We start from the raw sequence: 19,836 nt of genomic DNA on the forward strand, positions 1-19,836 counted from the left end.
AAATACTAATATCTGTAACATCTGTATTTTACAAAATATATCTAACAATTTGGGATATTAATTCAACAGTCTTTTATCTATAAAGCTTTTATTAATCTCAATCATTACAATAAAATTGTGTGGATGTTTTGTAATGAATAGTAAGTTTCATATATAATTTATATTAGTGAGCATTTTATATATAAGTTTTATGTCAAAAAAGGTAGTTGTAGGTATCTCAGGAGGAGTTGACTCATCAGTCTCAGCTCTGCTGTTAAAGCAGCAGGGTTATGATGTTACAGGTGTTTTTATGAAAAACTGGGAAGAGGATGATAATGAGGAATTTTGCTCGGCTGAGCAAGATATTGCAGATGCAAAAGCAGTTTGTGATTCTATAGGAATACCATTTAAAAAAATAAACTTCGCTGCAGAGTATTGGGATAATGTTTTTGAGCATTTTCTGATTGAATATAAAGCAGGCAGAACACCTAATCCAGATATTCTATGTAATAAAGAAATCAAATTTAAAGCCTTTCTAAGCTATGTTCATTTGCTTGGTGGGGATTATATAGCAACAGGACATTATGCGCGCACACGCGTATTAAAAGATGGTTCTGTAGGGCTTGTCAAAGGCTTGGATGATAATAAGGATCAAACATATTTCTTGTATACTCTTGGTCAGGAACAATTAAAACAGACTATATTCCCTATAGGTGATATTGAAAAAGAAAAGGTTCGTCAAATAGCAAAAGAAAATAACCTTGTAACTTTTGATAAAAAAGACAGCACAGGTATTTGTTTTATAGGAGAGCGAAAATTTAAGGAGTTCTTATCAAAATACCTACCTGCTCAAAAAGGTGAGATACATGATGAGAATGGTATCAAAATAGGTGAGCATGATGGTCTTATGTATTATACAATTGGTCAAAGACAAGGTTTAGGCATCGGAGGAGTAAAAAACCGTCCTGAGATACCTTGGTTTGCTGCAAAGAAAGATCTAGAGAATAATGTACTTATTGCTGTGCAAGGTCATGATCATCCAATGCTATTTAGAGACTCTTTAGAAGCTATTGATTTAAGCTGGGTAGCAGGACAACCACCGGCAGATAACTTTAAATGTAAAGCTAAAGTTCGTTACAGACAAAAAGATCAGTCTTGTGAAGTGAGTGTAATGCAAGATGGCTCTGTTAAAGTAATATTTGATAGGCCTCAAAGAGCTATTACTCCTGGTCAATCAGTGGTTTTCTATAATGAAGATGTATGTCTTGGTGGAGGAATTATAGTTTAAGAAGGATTGTAGAGTATTTTTTAGATAAATAGATTTTATGCTTATTCGCTATCTAATTTTGCAGCGATAGAGTCATTTTTAACTGTTGATCCAGAAGAGCTACTACTATCCTCATTATCTAAATTTGCAGCTGTAGAGCTGTTACTACTTGTAGAAGCACTGCTACTACTATCCTCACTGTCTAATTTCCCAGCTATAGAGTCACTGTTTGTAGAACTAGAAGTGCTACCACTGTTAGCGGCTGTTTTTATCTCACTACCACTGTTAATATCATTTATAGTTTGGATGTCACTATCTTGAGCCGCTATTTGATTGGCAATGTTTTCTTCATTACCTGTAGTACTTTTATCTACAACAGTATTAAGATAATCTGCAATTTCTTTTTTAACTTCTTTTTGATTATTTAATACATCTTTTTGCATATAATGCGCTTCATGTACAGTATCTATAGTCATATGAGTATATAAATATTCAGGATCTATAACAAAAGGTCTAAGGTCTGTACCATATACTTTTTGAAGTCCTGGGAAATCTACAGTATATGCAACTTTTATGCGTTTCTTGCCATCATCGTCTGTTGTAACCATTGCAACAAGATTAGCTTGAATTTTATATTCTTGATTAACTAGATGGTACTGTTGCTTTCTATCAACTACAATTTGTCTAATTGGAGTTGCATAAACATCACTAATCTTTATAGGTTTGTTAACAGTTGTTATACCAGCTCTTTGTAGTTCGGCAATAGCGTAGCTACCATAATTATCTTTTGCAAGTCTTAGATCTATTTCGATCATCTTAACTAAAACTTTTTGTCTGAACTCTCTAGCTTGTTGTAATGTTAGAGCAAAACATGTACCAGTATCATCTTTTTGGAAACAACCATTTCGCTTATCAATAAGAACAAACATTTTACGGCTCTTATCATAGTATAACTGATAATCTGGAGTATTAGCTCCATGGCCAACATAGACAAACTTATCGTTAGTTAGCATACCACACGATGCTATTATTATGATAAGCAACATTAATGATGTTTTTTTAAAAATATTACGCATAATTAAAATAAATCCGTTTTTCACTTTTATCAAAAAATAGTTTTGCTTAGCTAGCAAAAAAAGTAAAGCTTTGTCTACCAAAATGATTAAAAAAATTATACTTCAGAGTTTTCTTTCATAAGTTTTATATATTTTTTCTCTATCATTTTTCTTTTAAGTGAGCCCAAGTGATCAAAGAATGTTATACCATTAAGGTGATCTATTTCATGTTGAATACAACGAGCAATAAATCCTTCTTTTTGAATTATAATCTCTTCACCATACTCATCTAAAGCTGCTATCTTTATACTTGTGGCTCTTTTTACTTTTGCAGAGACACCAGGAAAAGATAAGCATCCTTCTTCATCAATTACTTCGCCATCTTGTTCTATTATCTTAGGGTTTATGACTGCTATAATCTCTGGAGATTTATCTTCTAAGTTTTCAAACATTATAAAAAATCTTTTTTTGATACCTACTTGTATAGCTGCTAACCCAACGCCACTTGCTTCAAGCATCATATCACGCATTTCATCTAAAGTTTCGCGTAATTGATCATTTATTTCTTCTTTCTTAACTTCCTCAGCTACTTCTTTTAAAACTGGGTGAGGATACTTTAAGATTTGTAAAGACATTTAAACTCCTTGTTCTAATATATCTTTTTTCATTTTTGCCATAGTTAAAGCTGCTTGGACACAATACTTTCCTTTGTGACCTTTTTTCCCGCCAACTCTTTCCAAAGCTTGTTCTTTGTTATGTGTAGTTAATATACCAAAGATTACAGGTAAATTATATGCAAGCATAACTTCTTGAGTACCATAGCTTACTTGATCACAGACATAATCATAATGATCTGTTTCACCACGAATTACGCAACCTAATAGCACTATAGCATCAAATTTAGAAGTCTCTGCTAAAAGTTTAGCTGCAAATGGTAGCTCAACCGCACCAGGAACTTTTCTTATATGGATCTGACTATCTTTTAATCCTTGAGAGTATGCTTCTTCTAAAGCTCCTTCTAACATTTTATCTGTAATTAAAGAGTTAAACTCACTTACAACAATAGCTAATTTTTCCATATTTTATACCTATATTCCTTTTATCATATGTTTCATCTTGTTTTTCTTAGTCATTAAGTAGCTCTTATTATGAGAGTTAACAAAAGCTTCACAAGCTACAGGCTCTGCATGTATCCCAGCAGTTTCTAATGCATTAATTTTTTTAGGATTATTAGAAATAAGCCTACAATTATCAATTTTATTATACTTTAGAACTTGTATTGCTAAGTCATATTTTCTAGCATCAATAGGCAGTCCTAGAGCTACATTAGCTTCGATAGTATCCATATTTTGATGCATTTGAAGGTTGTATGCTTTTAGCTTGTTTGTTAAGCCAATACCTCTTCCTTCTTGATTTAAATATATTAAATACCCACCTTCTTCATTAATCATTTGCATAGCTTTCCTTAACTGAGCCTGACAGTCGCAACGTAATGATCCAAAAAGATCTCCAGTTATACATGAAGAGTGCATTCTTACAAGTGGCTGATTACCTTTATAAGGTTTAGATAGTACAACAACTTCTTCGTTATTAAATTTATCTCTATATACTGTCATTTCAAGCTCTCCAACATGATCAAATGGGATTATAGAGCTTGCAGATTTCTCAATAAAAATCTCAGTAGCCAAACGATATTGATATAGTTCAGCAATAGTTAGTAACGGTAGTCCATATTTTTTAGCAAACTCTTCAAGTTGCTGAGCTTTCATCATTGAGCCATCTTTGTTCATAAGCTCACATAAAACACCAGCACTATTAAAGCCACTAAGCTTCATAAGATCAACAGCTGCTTCAGTATGACCGTTGCGCCCTAAAACACCTTTATCATTAGCAATAAGTGGAAAAATATGACCCGGGCGAGCAAGCTCATCAGCAGTAGCATTTGGGTTTGATGCTACTTGAATAGTGTGTGCTCTATCTTTTGCAGAAACTCCTGTTGTAACTCCTTCTTTAGCTTCTATAGTTACAGTGAAAGGGGTAGAGAATGTACTATTGTTTTTATCAGCAGCAACCATTGGTGATAGATTTAGTTTAGTTGCTTGTGTTGAGTCCATAGATAAACATATAATACCACTTGTATGCTTTAGCATGAATGCGATGTTTTCTTCAGTAGCTTTTTGCCCCGGTAATATTAGGTCGCCTTCATTCTCTCTATCGTAATCATCAAGTACAACTACAGGTTTTCCTTGCTTGAGAGCATTTATAGCATTCTCAACATTGTGCTTTATTTGTTTAAACATTTTCTTTAAGTCCTTGTATATATTTATAGATATATTTTCCTGTTGCATCGGCTTCAAGATTTACTATAGATCCTTGGGTGTAATTTTTTGCAATAGTTGACTCGATAGTATGTGGTATTAGTGTTACAGAAAAAGATTTATCTAAAACATCAACTATTGTTATACTCATACCATCAATAGTTACAAAACCTTTATTTACTAGATATTTTAAAAAGTTTTCTGATGCAGATATTTCAACCATCCAGGCTCCACCAACATCTGTGATATTTTGAATTATGCCTTTTTCATCAACATGGCCTTGGACCATATGTCCACCAACAGTATCACCATAACAAAGAGCAAGTTCTGTATTAACGTAATCATCAACTTTTAGCATATCTAAGTTTGTCTTATTAAGAGTCTCTGGCACAGCATCAAAGCTTGCAATAGTAGAATCATTTTTTAATTCTATAACAGTTAAACAAACACCATTTATTGCTACGCTATCGCCTATTTTACATTTTTGACTATTACTAAAATCTATTTCAAAAGATTTAATATTTTTTTGAATAGATATTTTTTTTACTTTACCTAGTTGTTGTACAATGCCGCTAAACATTTTTATTTTCCTTAAAGCTAGAGTTTATAACAAGGTCGTTGCCTAGTTTTGATATTTTATTAAAAAATAAATTTTCTTTAGGATTGAGATTGGATATTATTACTGGGCTTAGATAAGTATCGAACTCATTAATAAGCTTTTTATCTATAAAGGATTCTAGAGTTTTCTTTCCTCCTTCAACAAGAAGGCTTGTTATTCCCATATTCCCCATCTTCTCTAATAAGCTTTTTAAGCAAACTTGTTTATTATTAGATATTAGTGTCCAATATTCAATACCAAGTTGGTTAAGCTTAGATTTTGCTTTATCAGAGATATCACTACAGACAAAAATTGTCTTAGCAGTATTTTGATCTAATACTTTCCAGTTATTATCAATTTCATCAATTTTACTAAATAGAATAAATCTAATAGGGTTCTTGCATTTATTGACATTTATTCGGACATCCAATCTAGGATTATCCTCATTAAGAGTTTGTCGACCAACTAAAATAGCATCACAAATATTACGCAATTGGTGTGTGTTAACAAAGGCTTTTTCGGAGCTTATTTTTTTAGAGTCATTTGAGTTGACAGATATTTTACCATCTAAAGACATTGCCCATTTTGCATATACAAAAGGGGTTTGGTTTCTCTGATAGTGGAAGAATATTTTATTCAGCTGTTGAGATTGTTTTTCTAGTAGTCCTACTTCAACCTCTATTCCAGCCTCAAGAAGTTTTTTAACTCCGTTGCCAGCGACCTTTGGGTTTGGGTCAAGAGTTGCAATTATAACTTTTTTAACACCTGCTTTAATTAGGGCATCTGTACACGGTGCAGTTCTACCTTGATGGCAACATGGTTCCAGAGTTACATATACTATAGAGTCTTTTGCGTGAATTCCTACTTTATTTAAGGCGTGTATCTCAGCATGGGGTTCGCCTGCTATAGAATGCCAGCCTTCAGAAATAATGGCACCATTTTTTACTATAATACAACCAACCATTGGATTAGGGGAAACTGTTAGTTTTCCTCTGTTTGCCAAAATTAAAGCTTGTTGCATATAGTATCTGTCAATATTTTTCATTTGCCCATCTAATGTTTTAGTTATACTTAGGGCAGGAGAGCAAAACATAGCATAGAGCAAAAAAATCAATGTATATTGACTTTAAGCCTCAAAAAAATTATAAGTTTTACCAATCTTCTTCCATCCAGACTATACTGTCGGCTTTGGATTCTCACCAAATCTGCTGACCTTTCTAAATATTTTTAGAAAGCGCTCGCGGGCTTCTGTATTATACGGTTACCGCCGGTAGGGAATTTCGCCCTGCCCTGAAGATTTCAAACTATAGTATATCACTATAAGTTTTGAATATGAATTATACTCCTATTTTTTACTGAATTAAAAGTTATAAGTTAATAAAGTTTAATTAAGTCTGTTTAACAAATATAATTAATTAAAGAAATATACGTAAAGGTAAATATTTTGGGACACTATACATTTTTTGTTTTGCTATCTGTTATAACAGCTATATCTAGTTATTTGAATTTTAGATATTTAAAGCTTCCTAAGTCTATTGGTTTAATAATAGTAAGTGCCTTGGTTTCTCTTTTATTGTTTACATCAATGAATATTGAGCCACAATTATTTACCCCTGTTTACAAAATGCTTAATAGTTTAGATTTTAAAGAAGTTGTGCTTAAAGGTATGTTAGGTTACCTTCTTTTCGCTTCAGCAATGCATTTAAGTTTTGTTGATCTTAAGAAGTATTTATCTAATATACTTACCTTCGCAAGTGTTGGAGTTTTAATATCAACTTTTATTATAGGAACTATTTGTTGGCTAATAGCACCTATTATTTTGAATGATTATATACCATATTCAGTCTGCCTTCTTGTTGGAGCTATTATATCTCCGACAGATCCTGTAACAGTTTTTGCAGTATTCAAAAAAAATCAAAATGTTCCTGAAAAGGTGAAGTCTGTACTAATAGGAGAATCATTATTTAATGATGTTATATCTATAGTTTTGTTTGTAGTATTAGTGTCGATGATATTTAGCACGGGAGATTACTTAACCGCAAATAAAATTATTATGTTATTTTTGCGAGAAGGTTTAGGAGGAATAGCACTAGGTGTTTTGATTGGTTATATAGGTATATGGTTTATGCATAGAGCAGATGATGGACAAACATTAATTATTATATCTTTAGCTTTAGTTAGTTTTGGTTTCTGGTTGGCAGAGCAAGTGACCGTTTCAGGACCATTAGTTATGGTTGTAACAGGTTTGATAATAGGGAATAGTAACTTCAGGAATAAACTTTCAAGGCGATCAAAGCATACTTTAAATAGTTTCTGGTTTATTATTGATGAGTTGTTAAATACCTTTTTATTTGTTTTGGTAGGCATTGAAATCTTAGAAATGAAATATACAACAGGTTTAATCATTGCAGCTTTAATAGGCTTTTTTGTTACAATAGTTGCTAGATATGTTAGTGTCACTTTACCGATGCTTTTTTTAGAAAGAAAAGTGAATAAAGATTTTTGGAAAAATAGTTTTGCAATGACATGGGGAGGGCTCAGAGGGGGCGTATCTATAGCATTAGCCTTATCAATTCCTTTTAGTGAAAAACATTCTATAACCTTTTCGGTTATATATATTACGGTACTTTTATCTATCTTTATACAAGGTATTACATTTAAACCTATTCTTGATAAATTGTATAAATAGCTATTCACCATACATCTGCTTGAGGTTATGGTTATAGAAGTCAAGAGCTTCACCATAATCATACTTATTTGCTATAACCTCAATATAAACACCTTTAGGATGTTCTCTAGCACTTTTTAAGGCATTAGCTAATTCAATTTCTGTTTTGACCTTTATAGATAGCCAATCTTTACAACCAAAGGCTTTAGGTAATAGCGTATAGTTTAGTTGAGCTATGTCATCATAATTTGGGTTTGGATCTAGTTCTAGAGCTCTCTCAACAGTATAGCCATTGTTATTGATGCATATAATTATAGGATTTATGTCATATCTACCCATGACACCTAGTTCATTAAGAGTGAGTTGATGAGACCCTTCTCCCGTTAGTAGTATTACTTTTGAATCTGGTTTTGCTAGTGCAACTCCTAAAGTAGCAGGTGTTGCCCAGCCAATTGATCCCCATAATGTTTGATTATAATATTTTGTGTTTTGAGGTAGTGGGTATTTTACAAAGTTTAATGAAGAAGAACCTGTTTCAACGACAATATTATCAGAGCTTTTTAAAAAGTCGCTTAATTGAGAATATAGGTTATCTAAAGTGATAGGTTTTTTTTCTATAGAATATTTTTTCTTTTCTGGTCTTAAATATCTAGGCTGATAATTGATACTTACATCTATCTCTAATAATTTATCAATTAAATCTGATAAATAAACTTCTTTAAAATAATGCTTTTCCGATTCGACAAAATTAGGGGCCAAATTTATTACTTTGTTTAAATTAAGATTATTTGTAAATGCAGATGTATTAAAATCTGACCACAGAGCATCGCCAATATTTAAAACAACATCGGCTTCTTCAACTATTTTAGAAGTACCTTCATCAGAAAGATTACCAGCATAAAATCCTACATAATTAGGATGACTTTCGGATATTACGCTTTTATCATGAGGCATCACGGCAAAAGGGATATTTAGCTTTTCAATTAAATGAATAGCCTGGTTAGTTAGATTGAAACGATCAAGTTTAATTGATGGAATGGCAACTATTTTTTTTGATCCATTTAACTGAGATTGCAGAAATTCAAGAGCATTTCTCAGTTGAGTTTGATCACTTTGTATATTGTAACAATCAAAATCATCAGGAGTATTATCTGTAACTTGTCTTTTTCCATCATCTAGAGAAATAGAAATATAAGCAGGTTTACGTTGTTTGAAAGCTTCTGCGATAACTCTATTCATCTCTCTGCGAGCATTATCAGGAGTTATTATCGCAGATACACAAGCTGAAGTGGCTGATATGTTAAAGAAGGTATTAAACTCGCCATCTCCTAAAGTGTGGTGAATTTGTCTTTTTTTTGCAACAGCAATATCATTAGGTGTTCCAACTAGATGAAAAACAGTTAAGTTCTCTGCTTTTGAACCCATTATTCCATTTAGAGCGCTAAGCTCTCCAACAGCATATGTGGTAGATATTATTGCAGCACCTTTAACTCGAGCATAGCCATCTGCAGCATAGCTGGCATTTAATTCATTAGCATTAATAATATTTGTTAATTCTGGATTGCTAATTAGAGCTCTATCAATTGAAAAGGAAAAATCTCCAGGAACACAAAATGAATTTGTAATTCCTAGATCTACAAGCCTAGCGACGACATATTCAGCAACATTGTTTGCTTTTGCTGCAGTATTTAAGACTTTTTTCCCCGTTATATATCCTTTCATAACTTATCTCTTACATGATAGTACCTAGACATAAGTTCAAATATACATATGGTTAGAAATATCTACAAGATCTAATAGCGATTAAGAGTCGGGATACAAAGGATTTTTTTATGGCTTACTAAATACGTATTTTTCAACTATTTGTCCATTGATTAAATGTTTCTGTATTATTTCTTCTAATACTTCAGGAGTGCATGAGTGATACCAAATATTATCAGGGTGAACAACAGCAATAGGGCCATTTTGGCAAACTCTTAAACAGTATGTTTTTGATCTATATATATGGCCATTTTGCGATAGTTTTAGTTCTTGAAGCCTTTTTTTAAGATACTCCCATGATTTTATGGAAACATTTCCAGCACAACATTTTTGTCTATCTTGATCACAACATAAAAAAATATGCTTTTGAATATTGCTTAAGCCTAAGTTATTAGATTTTGCTTCTAAAGTCATTGGCATTTTATTTATCTCCGAATTTAGCTAATGTATTTTTTTTAAAATGCGTTTAAAATTTATTCTGTAAATATTAACAAAAATGGAGCTATAATGGAAAATAACATTTCCAATGAAACATTAGAAAAACTAGCAAAAATACATATTAAAGATATTCAAGGTAAAAGGCGTTGGAAACTCTTTATTAGAACTATAGTGATTTTACTTGTACTGATTATAATCGTCCCAGGATTATTTGGATCCTCATCTAAAGAACTTTCGCCTCATATAGCTTTAGTAAAAGTCCAAGGCGTTATTGAAAGTGATTCTGAAGCAAATGCTCAAAGGATTAATAAAAGCTTAGATGATGCTTATGATAGTAAGTTAACAAAAGCTGTTATCGTTGAGATAAATAGTCCTGGAGGATCGCCAGTACAGGCTGATGATATATATTCTCATATGAGATATCTACAGAAGAAATATCCGAAGATACCAATGTATGCTGTGTGTACTGATGTTTGTGCTAGTGGTGGATACTATGTAGCTGCTGGGGCTAAAGAAATCTATGTAAATAAAATGACAATTACCGGATCTATTGGAGTTGTTGGTAGTGGCTTTGGGTTTACTGGTCTTATGGATAAACTTGGTATCCAAAGAAGAACCTATACATCTGGTAATAATAAAGACTTCTTAGATCCTTTTTCACCAGAGAAACCAAACCAAACAAAAGTATTTAAAAAGCTTCTTGATGAAACACATCAAGTGTTTATAGATGCAGTTGAAAAATCCAGAGGTGATAGACTAAAAGATAAATCTCAGGATACAACTTTTTCGGGCTTGCCCTTTAGTGGAATAGAAGCTGAAAAAATGGGTCTTGTAGATGGGTTTGCATCTATTGATCAGCTGAAAAGAGAAAAATTAAATAATTTAGAGATTGTTGACTATACTCAGCCGTTAGACTTTTTAACAACAGTATCTCAAAAAATAGGTAATAGTGTTTATTATAAAGCTTTATCAGAGACTAGTTTTAGTTTTAAATAAATGTTGAAACATATAAAAACCATGACTATAATCGATAATGAAAGAAGTTAAAACTAACAAAGATAAGGAAAAATTATGAAAAAGACTGTTTTAGGAGCAATGATTGCTGGTGGTTTAATGGTTTCAGCTACAACAGCTATGGCTGGTGGTGTATGTTTTGCTAATGTTCAAGATATTTTTGAGACATCTCCACTTGGTAAAGCAAAAGTTACTGCAGATCAACAAAAATTAAAGCCACAGATGGATCAGCTTAAAAAGACAATTACTAATTTACAACAAAAAGTAAACTCTTATACTGAAGAAAAAGATGACGTAGTATCTGATGATGCTAAAGGTGATAAGTCACAAGCTCAAGCAGCAGATCAGTCAGAAAATCAAGATAAGCAGCAAGCTCAAGCAGATCTTGAAAAAGCTATGCAACAGTATCAAGATTTAATGAATCAAGTTCAAAAAATGGCTTCTGATGATGCTGATGCATTTAAAGATGCTTTAACAAAAGCTTCTGGCGATGTTGCTAAAGATAAAGGTTGTGATGCTGTTTTACCTTCTGAAATGAGTTTATACAATGTTGATGGTATCGATGTAACTAAGCAAGTTATTGCTAAAATGCAATAATCATCATAATAAATTCTATTTTTCTTAAAATCCTTTTATTTATTAAACTAAAAGCTTCTTTTTTTTAGATCTAAAGCTATGTATAATCTTAATCTATATTTAGAAATAATTATAAAAGAAAGTTAGAGTATGGAAAATTTAGGTTATTTTGTTTCACAAAACTTAGTGTTTTGTTTGTCTTTCATTGTATTGTTAGCGATATATATAGTTTTTGAGCTAACTCAGACTAAAAAGTCTCAGTATACATTATCTGTTACAGATGCTGTGACAACTGTAAATAGAGGTAAAGGAGTGTACTTAGACCTAAGGGATCAAGAGGCTTTTGCTAAAGCTCATATTATTGGAGCGCAAAATATTCAATTAGATGAAATTTCACAAAAACATAAGAGATTAGCTAAGTATCAGTCAAAACCAATTGTTATCTATGGAGATAATGCAACAAAAGCTATGCAAGAATTGCGCAAAGAAGGCTTTGAACAGGTATTTATACTTAAAGGCGGCTTAGGTGCTTGGATGCAAGCTAGCTATCCAGTTAAATCATTAGCGAAATAAAAAATTATTAAGGACCATTAAAATGGATCAACAACAACCACAATTTCAAATTCAAAAAGTTTATGTAAAAGATCTTTCTTTCTCTATACCTAATTCTGATAAAATTTGGTCTACAGCTTGGAGACCAGAATTACATACTGATTTAAAAGTAGATGCAATAAATCTTCCAGAAGAAAATACTTATGAAAGTATTTTAACACTTGAAATAAAAGTTGAAAATGATGGTATGACAGCTTTTGAAATAGAAGTAAAACAGGCTGGAATCTTTACAGTATCAAACATGCAGGAAGAGCAAGTTGAGCATGCTAAAAAAGCATTTTGTCCTAATATTCTTTATCATTATGCGCGTGAAGCAGTTTCAGACTTAGTATTGAGTGGTGGATTTCCTCAATTGTGCTTATCTGCTGTGAATTTTGATGCTATGTATCAAGATTCTCTAAAAGAGTCAGCAGATGGTAAACAGCACTAATTACTAATATAGATAAAAGGACATAGTATTTATGAGTAAAGAAAAAGCTTTAGAGTCAGCTCTTGCCCAGATTGAAAAACAATTTGGTAAAGGCTCTGTTATGAAACTAGGTGATCAGCAAGCAGCTCATGATATAGAAGTTATACCTTCTGGTGTTATTGCTCTTGATGTGGCATTAGGTATTGGAGGATATCCAAAGGGACGAATAATAGAAATATATGGCCATGAGTCCTCAGGTAAGACAACACTTACTTTATTGGCTATTGCGCAATGTCAAAAGCAAGGTGGTACAGCAGCTTTCATTGATGCTGAACATGCACTTGATCCTAAGTACGCCAAGCTTTTAGGAGTTGATGTTGATAATTTGATAGTTTCTCAACCAGATACAGGTGAACAAGCATTAGAGATAGCAGATATGCTTGTACGTTCTGGAGGGGTTGATATTGTCGTTATTGACTCAGTAGCAGCACTAACTCCAAAGGCTGAGATTGAGGGTGATATGGGTGATTCTCATATGGGCTTACAAGCAAGATTAATGTCACAAGCTTTGAGAAAGTTAACAGCGAATATTAAACGTTCAAATACATTGGTTATGTTTATTAACCAAATTCGTATGAAAATAGGAGTAATGTTTGGCAATCCAGAGACAACTACTGGAGGAAATGCTCTTAAGTTTTACTCATCTGTACGTTTAGAGGTTAGAAAAGGTGGCTCCATTAAGGATGGTACTGATATTAGTGGTAATGAGATTAAAGTTAAAATTGTAAAAAATAAAGTAGCTCCTCCATTTAAACAAGCAGAATTTGAGCTTATTTATGGTGAAGGTCTCTCATTAGAAGCGGAATTAGTTGATCTAGGAGCAAAGCATAATATCATAGAAAAATCAGGTGCTTGGTATAGCTATAAAGGCAAGAAGATTGGTCAAGGCAAAGAAAAAGCCAAAGATTATCTAAAAGAAAATACTCAAGAGCGTGATGAAATAGAAAAGGCAATTCTTGAGCTTTTATTACCCCATAAGTATGCACAGAAAGATTCTGAATTAGTTACTCAAGATGAGCTTATCTAAAGAAAAAAATTATCTTCTTTATCTTCTTGCCAAGCAAGATTATTCACGAAAACAACTTTCTGACAAACTCTATAATCGAGATAATATCTCACCACAAGAAATAGAATCTTTACTTGATGAGTTTGAGAAAAATAAATGGCTATCTGATCAGCGTTTTGCTAACGTCTTTGTGGGAAGCGAGTTATCTAAGCTTAGAGGTAAAAAGAGGATTATAAATACTGCAGTTTACCAGAAAGGTTTATCTCAAGAGTTGGTTTTAAGTATTTTAGATGATCAGGATGTTGATTGGTTTGAATTGTGCAAAAAATGCTTGCAAAAAAAATATAAAGATATCAAACAAGTACGGTCTGATTTTAAGTTAAAACAAAAGGCTATGAATTACTTAGCGTATAATGGCTTTAATTTTGATGAAATAGATTTTGCAATTAATGAATTGTAAGAAGATTAAATAAATATTTTAGAAAATCAAAAAAATATTCTAAACAACCTTATAAGGTAAGCTTTTTTAATGTATGCTGTAATAGTGTAATTATATAAAGAAAATGGGAGTTTAAAATGGCCAAAGGGACGGTTAATAAAGTTATTCTATTAGGACGATTAGGAAATGATCCGGAAGTTAGAACTACTCAAAATGGTACTATGGTAGCTACTTTGAGTATCGCAACTAATGATGGTATTGGGGAAAATATAACTACAGAGTGGCATCGAGTAGTTGTTTTTGGTAAAACTGCTGAAACTATCCAAAGATATGCTAGTAAAGGATCACAACTTTTTATTGAAGGAAGGTTACGTACTAATAAATGGCAAGATAAAAATGGGAATATGCAGTATACAACTGAGATTGTTGCTAATAACTTCCAATTTGTGGGTGGTGGCAATACTCAAGGAGGTTCTAACAATCCTAACTATCAAAATAACCAAAATTTTAATCAGCAATCAGGAAATAACTTTAATCAAAATCAACCACAGCAGAAAAAACAAAATGAGATGCCAGATTTTGCAGAAATTAATTCTTCTAATTTTGATGATGATATTCCTTTCTAGTTTTTACCATAAATAAGTATTTATTAATAGATCCTTTGCTCTACAGTTAGCCTAATAGATATAAAAGGAGTATAATGGCTACATAGTATTTTTCTACTTCTCAAAGAAATGTCACATATATTAGTTTTGAACTGTGGAAGTTCATCAGTAAAGTTTGCACTTATTAATCCAAATACAGCAGAGTCTCTCTTAACAGGTTTAGCAGAGAATATTGGTAGTAAAAACTGTAAGATTTGCTTTAAATCAAAGGTAAAAACTCAAAAGAATATTGAAAATGGTTTGTACTCTGATGTCTTTAATGAGATTAAGCAGTTTTTATCAGCAGAGAGTTATTTAAATAAAATTTCTGCTATTGGTCATAGAGTGGTTCATGGAGGAAAGTTTTTTTCAAAATCTGTGTTAATAAACCAGGATTCACTGCAAAAAATCAAAGACTGTATTCCTTTGGCGCCATTACATAATCCTGCCCATATTGAGGGAATTATTTTTTGCCAACAAATTTTTCCGAATTTAGCTCAAGTTGCAGTTTTTGATACAGCTTTTCATCAAACGATACCTAACTATGTTGCAGATTATGCAATACCAAGAGAACTCACTGAAAAACATAATATAAAAAAATATGGAGCTCATGGAACATCTCATAAGTATGTATCTCAACAAGCTGCAAAGATATTAGGTAAGCAAAAGTCTAATGTGATAGTTGCCCACCTTGGTAACGGTTGTAGTATAACAGCTGTTGTTGATGGAAAAAGTATGGATACTAGTATGGGATTGACTCCTTTAGATGGTTTAGTAATGGGTACACGTTCTGGAGCTATAGACCCAAGTATTTTTGCATACATATCGGATAATCTTGGTTGGGATATTGTTGAAATAACGAATATGCTAAATAAGAAAAGTGGTCTTTTAGGTATATGTGGTCATAATGATATGCGAGAAGTTTCTGAGTTAGCAGCACAAGGTGACGATTTAGCTAGATTAGCAATAGAAATGTTTTGTCATCGCGTAGCTAAGTTTGTAGCTAGCTACATATTATATTTTAAGGATTTTGATGCTCTTGTATTCACTGGTGGTATAGGTGAAAATGCTGTTAATATTCGTGAAAATATTATTTCAAAGTTAAACAATATTGGTTTTAAAGTTGACACTGAAAAAAATAATAAGTCTGACTTGTTTATAAGCTCTGCAAACAGTTATAAAATAATGGTTATAGCAACAAATGAAGAGTTAATGATAGCTCAAGAGACACAAAATTTAATCTAAGAGAATGCTATGAAAGAATCTATATTTATATTACCAACATCAAAACATACTGGCTTGAGAGTTTTAGTAAGTAGTTTAAGATATTCTTTGCAACAAAAAGGTCTTAAGGTTGATTCTTTTCATCCCATTTATGATATGGGGATGTCGATTGAAGAAATAGAAGCTTATTTACTAAATGATCGAGTTAAAGATTATGTAGAAGTAGTTTTAAGCAAGTTTTATGAAAAATGCCAAGAGGCAGATTTTATAATTATTGCTGGATTATTTCGACAAGGGAGCGGGTCGCACAAGTTATATCCTATTAATGCTATTGTTGATCAGTTAAATATTGAGATTATAAAGGCTTTGAATGCAGATGTGATAATAACATCATACCATGGTAATAAACCTCTAGAAGATATTAATGATGAAATAGCTTATGCAATTAGAACAATACCAAAAAAAATAAAAATAATCGGTGCAATAATTACAAAACTAAATGCTCCTTATGATGATGATGGTAAAGTTAGCTTCAGTTTGACAGATGAAAGTACTTTAACTCAAGAGCAAGGCCATGTTACTAGGGAGCAGCTTGAGAAGTTACCAGTATTTGCAAAAAAAGGGTTAAGTTTAGTTGGTGTTACAGATTGGGAGAAGGAGAGAACTTTTCCTCGAGTACTGGATATTAAAAATACTCTTAATTTGAATATGCTATCAAATGTAAATTTAGATGCCCGTGTTGAGAGAGTTATGATGTGTTCTAGAGGAGTTGATAATTTTGTTAATGATCTGACTCCAAACTCGTTGGTTATAACATCTGCTGATCGCTCAGATATTTTGGTGACTGTATGCTTGGCTGTACAGAATGGGATGAAAATTGCAGGTATAGTTCTGACAGCTGAAGAACATATTCATGAAAAAGTAAAACAGAATGTTAGGCAGTTATGTATTGAAACAGCTGAAAAATCTGGTTTTGCAATACTTACGACAAAAAATAAGAGTGTGCATACTATTCTTAAAATTGCCAATATTGATTTGATGGGAATCCCAATTGATGATAAAGAAAGAATTCAAAAGGTAAAAGAAGCAATATCTAGTTCATTAGATAGAGATAAGATAATTGCTGCAATAACATCGAATGACTTTAAAGAGAAGGTAATGTCTCCACCGGCATTTAGATATCATTTATTAAAGATGGCAAGAAAAGCTAAAAAGCGTATTATTTTACCAGAAAGTTATGAACCACGAACTTTACAAGCAGCAAAAAATTGTCATGAGCAAGGCTTAGCTGAGTGTGTATTAATTGGTGATAGAGAAAAAATTAATAAAGTCGCGGAGCTAAATGGGTTTTGTTTGCCTAATGATATTGAAGTTGTAACAATTGATGATACTGCTGAGGCTAAATATTTAGATCTTTTGCTTAAATTAAGAAAACATAAAGGGTTATCTGAAGGGATAGCACGTGAAGTTATCAAGGATCCTATAGTAGTAGCAACACTTATGCTATATCTTGGTGAGGTTGATGGCTTAGTGTCAGGAGCAGAGCATGCTACAGCAGATGTCTTAAGACCTGCATTACAACTAATAAAAAAACCTAATCAAAATAATACTTTAGTTTCTTCAGTGTTTTTTATGTGTATGCCTGATGAGGTTATCGTATTTGCAGATTGTGCAGTAAATCAAGATCCAACAGCAGAGCAGTTAGTAGATATCGCAATCCAAAGTGCTGAGTCTGCCAAGAAATTTAGTATTGAGCCACGAGTTGCTATGATTAGCTATAGTACAGGAACTTCAGGGTCTGGAGCGCAGGTTGAAAAAGTTAGGCTAGCAACAGAAATGCTCAAACAGCGAGCACCAGAACTACTTGTAGATGGACCATTACAATATGATGCAGCTATGATAGAAAGTGTTGCTAATAAAAAAGCTCCAAATAGTCCTGTTGCTGGTAAAGCAACTGTTCTAATATTTCCAGATTTAAATACAGGTAATACCGTTTATAAGGCAGTACAAAGAAGCGCAAATGTTTTAAGTATAGGCCCAGTTTTACAAGGAGTTAATAAGCCTGTAAATGACCTATCAAGAGGTGCTACAATTGATGATATAACTTATACAATTGCAATTACTGCTATTCAATCTATGTGATTTTGTAAAGCTTTAAAGGAAGTTGTTGTGAAAAAAGTATTTTTGATTTTGTTAATGCTTAGCTTATCTGGATGTGTAGCAGTTAGTTTTAATCAACCTACTTCAGGTAGTAAGTATAGAGCCAGTGCTAAATATTAATAACGCGCTGATAATAAAAATGGAGATAGCGATGAATAAACTATTAGATAGAGTTTTAGAAAAATACGCATATACTGGTAAAAATAGTTTTGAGTTAATTAATCCAGCAACAAATGAGCTTATATGTAAGCTTGAGCAAAAAGGCTCACAATATGTTAAAGATAGTATTTTAGTCTCAAAGCATGCACAAAATATATTTAAAGATAATCTTGCGATCGATAGATCAAATATTTTAGTCAAATGGTACGATTTAGTTATTAAGAATATTGATTACTTAGCAGAGATAATTACCTTAGAGAGTGGTAAACCTTTAGCAGAATCAAAAGGTGAAGTTCAATATGGAGCAAATTTTATTCGGTGGTATGCTGAAAAGGCTAATAGGATAGATTCACGTATATTTGATCCTAATATTCAAAATACCGAAGGTCGGGTTGATTATCAGCCAGTAGGTGTAGTAGCTGCGATAACTCCTTGGAACTTTCCTTTTGCAATGATTACAAGAAAAGCAGCTCCAGCGATTGCAGCAGGATGTAGTGTAATACTTAAACCATCGGAATTAACACCTTTAGCGGCTTTTGCTGCAAGAGAGTTATTTATAGATGCAGGTGCCGATGAGAATTTATTGCAGGTTATATGTGGTGATTCCAAAATTATTGGTAAGGAATTTCAACAAAGCAGCATAGTTAGGAAAATAACTTTTACAGGCTCAACAAGGGTAGGTAAGCTCCTTATGCAACAAGCTGCGGACACAGTTAAAAAGATATCTCTAGAGCTTGGAGGAAATGCTCCATTTATAGTATTTGAAGGAGCTGATTTAGATAAAGCTATACAAGGGCTTTTGGCTTCCAAAATTCGAAATGCTGGGCAGGTCTGTATCGCGCCTAATAGAATTTTTGTACAAAACTCTATTAAAAAAGAGTTTGTAGCAAAGCTTAATCAAGTAATTAAGGAGCTTAAACAAGGTAATGGTTTAGAGCAAGGAGTAAAAGTAGGCCCTTTAATAAATAAAGCTGCAGTAGAAAAAGTCCAATCACATGTTAATGATGCTTTAGCAAAAGGAGCTGAACTCGTGTGTGGAGGTAAAGTTAACTTAGAACTTGGTGGTAACTTTTTTGAGCCAACTATCTTAGATAATATGCAAGATGGTATGGTGGCTAGTTGTGAGGAAACTTTTGGCCCTATTATTGCTATCTTTGGCTTTGATTCAGAAGATGAAGTGATACAAAGATCAAATAATACGAAGTATGGTTTAGCAAGTTATTTTTTCAGTAGCGATATGAATCAAATTAGAAGAGTTAGGAATGCTCTTGAATATGGTATGGTAGGTATAAACTCAGGAGTTATTTCTTGTGAAAAAGCTCCATTTGGAGGAATAAAACAATCCGGACTTGGTAGAGAAGGTTCAGATGAAGGAATTTATGAGTTTCTAGAAGCTAAATATAGTATACAATCATATATATAAGTATTTTAGAGTCTATTAGGTAGAGG

Annotated in this window: 19 protein-coding genes, 1 pseudogene and 1 riboswitch; of the genes and pseudogenes, 12 read left to right on the plus strand and 8 right to left on the minus strand. The window is 32.6% G+C overall.

Annotated elements, in window-relative coordinates:
• Window positions 1-190: 190 nt before the first annotated feature.
• The gene (gene mnmA / locus R8535_RS06260) at window positions 191-1,267 is read left to right on the plus strand and encodes a tRNA 2-thiouridine(34) synthase MnmA (RefSeq protein ID WP_329497578.1); all 1,077 of its coding nucleotides are present in this window, start codon (window positions 191-193) and stop codon (window positions 1,265-1,267) included.
• Between the two features lie 137 nt (window positions 1,268-1,404).
• Here mnmA and R8535_RS06265 read toward each other — a convergent pair.
• The 6 genes and pseudogenes from R8535_RS06265 to ribD form a co-directional block, all read right to left on the minus strand.
• Window positions 1,405-2,322: pseudogene (locus tag R8535_RS06265) on the minus strand (FTN_0109 family protein); the annotation flags it as partial.
• Window positions 2,323-2,417: 95 nt separating this feature from the next.
• The gene (gene def / locus R8535_RS06270) at window positions 2,418-2,936 is read right to left on the minus strand and encodes a peptide deformylase (protein ID WP_329497574.1); all 519 of its coding nucleotides are present in this window, start codon (window positions 2,934-2,936) and stop codon (window positions 2,418-2,420) included.
• A complete protein-coding gene (gene ribH, locus R8535_RS06275) occupies window positions 2,937-3,380 on the minus strand; it encodes a 6,7-dimethyl-8-ribityllumazine synthase (RefSeq protein WP_329497572.1) in 444 nt (147 codons plus the stop codon).
• Window positions 3,381-3,389: 9 nt separating this feature from the next.
• Window positions 3,390-4,601, minus strand: coding sequence for a 3,4-dihydroxy-2-butanone-4-phosphate synthase (gene ribB / locus R8535_RS06280; protein WP_329497570.1), 1,212 nt, complete (start codon window positions 4,599-4,601; stop codon window positions 3,390-3,392).
• A complete protein-coding gene (locus tag R8535_RS06285; RefSeq protein ID WP_329497568.1) occupies window positions 4,594-5,199 on the minus strand; it encodes a riboflavin synthase in 606 nt (201 codons plus the stop codon). Before R8535_RS06285 ends, ribB begins: the two co-directional genes overlap by 8 nt.
• On the minus strand, window positions 5,192-6,262 hold the full coding sequence (gene ribD / locus R8535_RS06290; protein ID WP_329497582.1) for a bifunctional diaminohydroxyphosphoribosylaminopyrimidine deaminase/5-amino-6-(5-phosphoribosylamino)uracil reductase RibD: 1,071 nt from the start codon (window positions 6,260-6,262) through the stop codon (window positions 5,192-5,194). Before ribD ends, R8535_RS06285 begins: the two co-directional genes overlap by 8 nt.
• Before the next feature lie 108 nt (window positions 6,263-6,370).
• A riboswitch (FMN riboswitch) is annotated at window positions 6,371-6,519 on the minus strand.
• Between the two features lie 142 nt (window positions 6,520-6,661).
• Between ribD and R8535_RS06295 the strand changes: the two genes are divergently transcribed.
• A complete protein-coding gene (locus R8535_RS06295) occupies window positions 6,662-7,906 on the plus strand; it encodes a cation:proton antiporter (protein ID WP_329497566.1) in 1,245 nt (414 codons plus the stop codon).
• Here the strand turns inward: R8535_RS06295 and R8535_RS06300 are convergent, their stop codons facing one another.
• Window positions 7,907-9,607, minus strand: coding sequence for an alpha-keto acid decarboxylase family protein (locus tag R8535_RS06300; RefSeq protein ID WP_329497564.1), 1,701 nt, complete (start codon window positions 9,605-9,607; stop codon window positions 7,907-7,909).
• A 108-nt stretch (window positions 9,608-9,715) separates the two neighbouring features.
• Window positions 9,716-10,066: a (2Fe-2S) ferredoxin domain-containing protein gene (locus R8535_RS06305; protein ID WP_329497562.1), complete on the minus strand. Its 351-nt coding sequence runs from the start codon at window positions 10,064-10,066 to the stop codon at window positions 9,716-9,718.
• An 87-nt stretch (window positions 10,067-10,153) separates the two neighbouring features.
• Here R8535_RS06305 and R8535_RS06310 point away from each other — a divergent pair, with 87 nt between their 5' ends.
• From R8535_RS06310 to R8535_RS06355, 10 genes are all read left to right on the plus strand, one after another.
• The gene (locus tag R8535_RS06310; protein ID WP_329497560.1) at window positions 10,154-11,080 is read left to right on the plus strand and encodes a S49 family peptidase; all 927 of its coding nucleotides are present in this window, start codon (window positions 10,154-10,156) and stop codon (window positions 11,078-11,080) included.
• A 75-nt stretch (window positions 11,081-11,155) separates the two neighbouring features.
• Window positions 11,156-11,695 carry an OmpH family outer membrane protein gene (locus R8535_RS06315; RefSeq protein WP_329497558.1) on the plus strand — a complete coding sequence of 180 codons (540 nt, stop codon included), beginning with the start codon at window positions 11,156-11,158 and terminating at the stop codon, window positions 11,693-11,695.
• A gap of 129 nt (window positions 11,696-11,824) precedes the next feature.
• On the plus strand, window positions 11,825-12,247 hold the full coding sequence (locus R8535_RS06320) for a rhodanese-like domain-containing protein (RefSeq protein WP_329497557.1): 423 nt from the start codon (window positions 11,825-11,827) through the stop codon (window positions 12,245-12,247).
• Between the two features lie 22 nt (window positions 12,248-12,269).
• Entirely contained in the window at window positions 12,270-12,716 is a 447-nt protein-coding gene (gene secB / locus R8535_RS06325; protein ID WP_329497556.1) for a protein-export chaperone SecB, read from the plus strand.
• Between the two features lie 31 nt (window positions 12,717-12,747).
• Window positions 12,748-13,782 carry a recombinase RecA gene (gene recA / locus R8535_RS06330; RefSeq protein ID WP_329497555.1) on the plus strand — a complete coding sequence of 345 codons (1,035 nt, stop codon included), beginning with the start codon at window positions 12,748-12,750 and terminating at the stop codon, window positions 13,780-13,782.
• Complete coding sequence (locus R8535_RS06335) at window positions 13,769-14,221, plus strand: regulatory protein RecX (protein WP_329497552.1); 453 nt, start codon at window positions 13,769-13,771, stop codon at window positions 14,219-14,221. The genes recA and R8535_RS06335 overlap by 14 nt, the downstream gene beginning before the upstream one ends.
• A 116-nt stretch (window positions 14,222-14,337) precedes the next feature.
• Window positions 14,338-14,826 (plus strand): single-stranded DNA-binding protein, encoded by a 489-nt coding sequence (locus tag R8535_RS06340; RefSeq protein ID WP_329497550.1) that lies wholly within the window; start codon window positions 14,338-14,340, stop codon window positions 14,824-14,826.
• A 108-nt stretch (window positions 14,827-14,934) separates the two neighbouring features.
• Window positions 14,935-16,089 carry an acetate/propionate family kinase gene (locus R8535_RS06345; RefSeq protein ID WP_329497548.1) on the plus strand — a complete coding sequence of 385 codons (1,155 nt, stop codon included), beginning with the start codon at window positions 14,935-14,937 and terminating at the stop codon, window positions 16,087-16,089.
• Between the two features lie 9 nt (window positions 16,090-16,098).
• Entirely contained in the window at window positions 16,099-18,210 is a 2,112-nt protein-coding gene (gene pta, locus R8535_RS06350) for a phosphate acetyltransferase (RefSeq protein ID WP_329497547.1), read from the plus strand.
• Between the two features lie 169 nt (window positions 18,211-18,379).
• Window positions 18,380-19,810, plus strand: coding sequence for an NAD-dependent succinate-semialdehyde dehydrogenase (locus R8535_RS06355; RefSeq protein WP_329497545.1), 1,431 nt, complete (start codon window positions 18,380-18,382; stop codon window positions 19,808-19,810).
• Window positions 19,811-19,836: the final 26 nt, after the last annotated feature.

The sequence above is a fragment of the Francisella sp. 19S2-4 genome, from assembly GCF_036281795.1.
Taxonomy (GTDB): Bacteria; Pseudomonadota; Gammaproteobacteria; order Francisellales; family Francisellaceae; genus Francisella.

Excerpts from the sequence above, each read along its gene's own strand:
- recA (WP_329497555.1), top strand. The coding sequence starts at position 12,748 with ATGAGTAAAGAAAAAGCTTTAGAGTCAGCTCTTGCCCAGATTGAAAAA.
- R8535_RS06340 (WP_329497550.1), top strand. The coding sequence starts at position 14,338 with ATGGCCAAAGGGACGGTTAATAAAGTTATTCTATTAGGACGATTAGGA.
- R8535_RS06305 (WP_329497562.1), bottom strand. The coding sequence starts at position 10,066 with ATGCCAATGACTTTAGAAGCAAAATCTAATAACTTAGGCTTAAGCAAT.
- R8535_RS06320 (WP_329497557.1), top strand. The coding sequence starts at position 11,825 with ATGGAAAATTTAGGTTATTTTGTTTCACAAAACTTAGTGTTTTGTTTG.
- pta (WP_329497547.1), top strand. The coding sequence starts at position 16,099 with ATGAAAGAATCTATATTTATATTACCAACATCAAAACATACTGGCTTG.
- ribB (WP_329497570.1), bottom strand. The coding sequence starts at position 4,601 with ATGTTTAAACAAATAAAGCACAATGTTGAGAATGCTATAAATGCTCTC.
- R8535_RS06315 (WP_329497558.1), top strand. The coding sequence starts at position 11,156 with ATGAAAAAGACTGTTTTAGGAGCAATGATTGCTGGTGGTTTAATGGTT.
- def (WP_329497574.1), bottom strand. The coding sequence starts at position 2,936 with ATGTCTTTACAAATCTTAAAGTATCCTCACCCAGTTTTAAAAGAAGTA.
- R8535_RS06310 (WP_329497560.1), top strand. The coding sequence starts at position 10,154 with ATGGAAAATAACATTTCCAATGAAACATTAGAAAAACTAGCAAAAATA.
- secB (WP_329497556.1), top strand. The coding sequence starts at position 12,270 with ATGGATCAACAACAACCACAATTTCAAATTCAAAAAGTTTATGTAAAA.
- R8535_RS06345 (WP_329497548.1), top strand. The coding sequence starts at position 14,935 with ATGTCACATATATTAGTTTTGAACTGTGGAAGTTCATCAGTAAAGTTT.
- ribD (WP_329497582.1), bottom strand. The coding sequence starts at position 6,262 with ATGAAAAATATTGACAGATACTATATGCAACAAGCTTTAATTTTGGCA.
- mnmA (WP_329497578.1), top strand. The coding sequence starts at position 191 with ATGTCAAAAAAGGTAGTTGTAGGTATCTCAGGAGGAGTTGACTCATCA.
- ribH (WP_329497572.1), bottom strand. The coding sequence starts at position 3,380 with ATGGAAAAATTAGCTATTGTTGTAAGTGAGTTTAACTCTTTAATTACA.
- R8535_RS06300 (WP_329497564.1), bottom strand. The coding sequence starts at position 9,607 with ATGAAAGGATATATAACGGGGAAAAAAGTCTTAAATACTGCAGCAAAA.
- R8535_RS06335 (WP_329497552.1), top strand. The coding sequence starts at position 13,769 with ATGAGCTTATCTAAAGAAAAAAATTATCTTCTTTATCTTCTTGCCAAG.
- R8535_RS06285 (WP_329497568.1), bottom strand. The coding sequence starts at position 5,199 with ATGTTTAGCGGCATTGTACAACAACTAGGTAAAGTAAAAAAAATATCT.
- R8535_RS06355 (WP_329497545.1), top strand. The coding sequence starts at position 18,380 with ATGAATAAACTATTAGATAGAGTTTTAGAAAAATACGCATATACTGGT.